The sequence below is a fragment of the Rufibacter sediminis genome, from assembly GCF_014269285.1.
GTDB lineage: Bacteria > Bacteroidota > Bacteroidia > Cytophagales > Hymenobacteraceae > Nibribacter > Nibribacter sediminis.
Genome location: NZ_JACOAF010000049.1, coordinates 1 through 3631, shown reverse-complemented (window position 1 = coordinate 3631; position 3631 = coordinate 1). Strand labels below are relative to the sequence as shown.

The following is a 3631-nucleotide window of genomic DNA, read 5'->3' as shown; positions in this document are numbered from 1 at the left end:
GTCCGTGATCTCATAACGACGCATAGGCTTTTTGATACTCTAACAACTGCCAGGAAAAATAATTCTACAATTGTCAACGCGCCCTAAGCTGTTTGAAGTCACGGAAGTAAATCTGCGTCATAAATACCTACAGGAGGCTAATTCAGCACGAGTCGTCATCCCCCTACCCCCTTCAAAGGGGGGACGGAATACGTAATGCCATTATGATTTGGGCTTCATTTCCAGAAAACAGGCTTAAACATACGGGAATGGACTACAGCGAAACGCCCCGGCGCTCCCACTCAGAAGCCAGTTCCAGCTTGGGCAGCAGCGTTTTCAACAACCAGTTCTCCATCTCGGCCCCGGCGTGGAAAGGCTGGAGGTCTACCGGCAGTTCGTCTTTGAGGTGCTGCATACGGGCGGTGTGGTGCACCCTGGAGTCCAGAATCACAAACGCGCCTTTGTCTTTCTCGCGCCGAACCAAACGCCCGAAACCCTGCCGCAACTTGTGCTGACTGGCCGGATAATAGAACTTGCTCCAGAAGAAACCACCCTCCACCTCGCGGCGGTGCGCCACCAACGGGTTGCCCAACGAAGGGTTCGGTAACCGGAACACAATCACCTGCGACAGCGTCACGCCCGGAAAATCCACGCCCGACCACATGCGGTCCAGACCCAACAACACCGAATGCTCCTCCTGCCGGAACCGCCGGATTTCCCACAAACTGGTGCCTTCCTGCTTGAGCAATTCTATGTCATAAGCGGGCAGGCGAGTGTGCAGCCATTTGTAGGCATCTTCCATGTCGCGGCGGCTGGTGAAGAGCACCAAGGTTCTCCCGTTCATGGCCACAATGCACTTCAGCAGCGTTTCCATGGAGGTCTGCAACCAGGCCTGTTTCTGGTCCAAAGCCATTTTGTGCTCATAGCAGGGAATGAACGCGGGCACCACGGCGTGGACCTTTTCCTGCTGCTCATAGTTGAAAGGCGAGAGGTAGCGGACTTCCTGGGCAAACGGCTCCTGGCGGCCCAGTTGGTTCCGGAAGTACTGCGTGTTGCCGCCCACGTACAGCGTGGCCGAGGTGAACAGCAGGCTGGGGTAGACGTTCTGCAGCTTCTCCATCTCGTCCTGCAGGTAGTACGGCATCTTGCTCACCGACCAGTTCTGGCCGCTTTTCTCCAGCACATGAATCCACTTGCGGGCCGGAAAGTCACTGGTGATTTTCTGGAGCGACTCGGCGAACTCGGCGGCTTTCTCCTTGTAGGTTTCCAGGCGGCTGAAGGTCTTGTCCTCGGGCTGTTTCAGGAGGCGCAGAATACGGTCAATCTTACCGGCCACAAACTGGATGGCGGTGAGCAACTCCTGCAACGCCTGTTCAATCTCGGCACTGAATTCCCGTTTAATCCAGCGGCCGTTTTCTTCCAGGGTAACCTCCTCCTGCCACCGCTGCTCGCCCTGAATGGGCAACGCCTGAATCAGCTCGCCGCTGGCCCTAATGGTGGCGCAGTCGCGGTGGATGGAGTCAATCTCGTCCAGCACCAGCAACGCGGTTTCGGTTTCCACGTGATGGGCCACCCGCTCGGCGAGGCGGTCCAGAAAGCCCCTTCGGCGGTCTTTTCCCAATAAGGGGCGTAAAAGCCGCGCTTCCACTACACCCAGGCTGAAGTTCATGCTCAGAGCGCTCCGCGCGAAATCGGGGAACTGGTCGGCCTCGTCAATGATGCAGTGCTTGATGAGGTCGGTGAGCTTGGGCGGCAGCTGCAGCAGCTTGTGGTGGTTGGTTACGATGATATCGGCGGCGTAAGCCTGCTCCATGTGGCGGGCGTACGTGCATTTGGCCGGTTCCAGGCACAGCTTGGGCACGCAGACTTCTTGGGCGTTCGCCTCAGATAAAAGCCGATAGGTGTCGGGTAGCAGGGCCCGGATGTTGTGCGGAATTTCCTCCACTTCGCCCTGGGTTTGGAACACGCGTAGCACCAGGTAAAGCCAGCTGAGACCTTCCCGGATAGAGCCTTTCTGCTGCACCACCAGCTCATCGTACAAATCCAGCAGCGCGGAGACGCAGAGGTAATTGTTTTTGCCTTTCACAATGGCGGGTCGCAAATGCGCGTGCAAGCCGCCCTTGAAGCGCAGCCGCGGAATCTCGCCCTGCATCACTTGTTCCTGCAGATTTTTGGTAGCCGTGGCCACCACCACTTTGCGGCCGGGGTTGAGGCGCAGCAGCTCGGCGGCGGCCATCAGGTAGCCCATGGTTTTGCCGGTGCCCGTCCCCGCCTCGGCCACAAAGGTGCCTTTGTCAGTTAAGGCTTTGTTGCAGAAGTTGGCGTACTGCATCTGGGCGTAGCGCTCCGGCAAACTGTGCTTCTTGTACCAGGCATGCAGGGCCTCCTAGATGAGCTGGTCAGAGGGCGTCGCGATGTCTACGCGGGGTTTTACCACGGTGGCATCCGTTACGGTAGGCAGCCAAGAGGAGAGCAGTTTGCGGAGGTGGAACGGCAAAACGGGCACCTCTGAGGTAGGCGGCGGCATGAGCCAGTGCAAATCCAGCGGCTCCAGCGTTTCAATGTGCTCGGCGGCGGCTTGCAAGGTGCGCCACGCGCTGCCCATGTACACGGTGCCCAAGGCCAGTACTTGCTGCAGCAACTGGAGGAACAGGGGAGGCTGGCCGGATTCGTCCTCCGGAGTGCTGGGAATTTTCTGCAACAGCACTTCCAGCAGTTTGAACAGCTGCGTGTGCAGGGCCGCCAAAGCCACGTGCATGGGCTGGGAAGCCGGTTTTTTCTGGGCGATGGAAGAAAGGGCCACCACATCACCCATCTCCATCAGGTTGAGGTGCGGCAGGAAGAACGACGACAGCACCGCCAAATCAGCTGCAACGGGCGGTGCGGGCATGCCGGCCAAGATGTAGTTTTTGAACCAGGTCTGCTCATGCCGTTCTTGAAAGAAGAACACGTGCGTGAACGTACTTAAATAGCCCTGCACCTCGGCTTTCTGCTCCTGCCAGGTGGGCGCGCTCTTCGCCTGTTCCTTGCTGATTCTGGATTGTTTCTGCACGCTGCGCCCAAACTCGGCCTCGGGGTTGATGAACCATTCCCTCAGCCCCGACTGGCCCCGCTGCAGCGACAAGACGCCAATGTGCAGCAGCCCCTGCCGAAGCCCGTAAGAGCCGGTGGCAAATAAATGCAGGATGGCAAAGGATGGGGATTCAGCTTTCATCAGGACCTCGTTCACACGTCTAAGCAGATTGCAAAGGTACTCTATGCTAAGGAATTTGCCGCAAAATTGTGTTGGGTGCTAAGAGGATTAGAGGAGGTGCTGGTTTTGGGGGTGTTTTTTGGAAAGAAGGCTGAAAACGGAAGGGGAAAGCTTCTGCTTTTCGGTTGCCAGGATAACCCACCCCCACCCCTCCCAGGAGGGGAATTATCTTAATTTGCTGAAACTCCCCTCCTGGAAGCAGGGCCGTTAGGTTCTACTTAAAAAGTGAAGGCTCTTCCGGATTTGCAATCCGGAAGTAGGTAATCAGGGGATTTGTAATCCCCGTCTCTGTGCCTTTGAGCCCCGAGCGCCGCGGATTACAAATCCGCAGTTACCCAGATTCGGGATTGCAAATCCCGAAGAGCAGATGGGGGAGAGGGTGGGTTGCCCCTCTTTCTG

General features: G+C 57.3%; 2 protein-coding genes. Both read right to left on the bottom strand.

What is annotated here, in order from left to right; genetic code table 11:
• Positions 1-253 precede the first annotated feature (253 nt).
• On the bottom strand, positions 254-2332 hold the full coding sequence (locus tag H7U12_RS20510) for an ATP-dependent DNA helicase (protein ID WP_186641664.1): 2079 nt from the start codon (positions 2330-2332) through the stop codon (positions 254-256).
• Between the two features lie 33 nt (positions 2333-2365).
• Positions 2366-3193: a hypothetical protein gene (locus H7U12_RS20505; RefSeq protein WP_186641662.1), complete on the bottom strand. Its 828-nt coding sequence runs from the start codon at positions 3191-3193 to the stop codon at positions 2366-2368.
• Between the last annotated feature and the right edge of the window lie 438 nt (positions 3194-3631).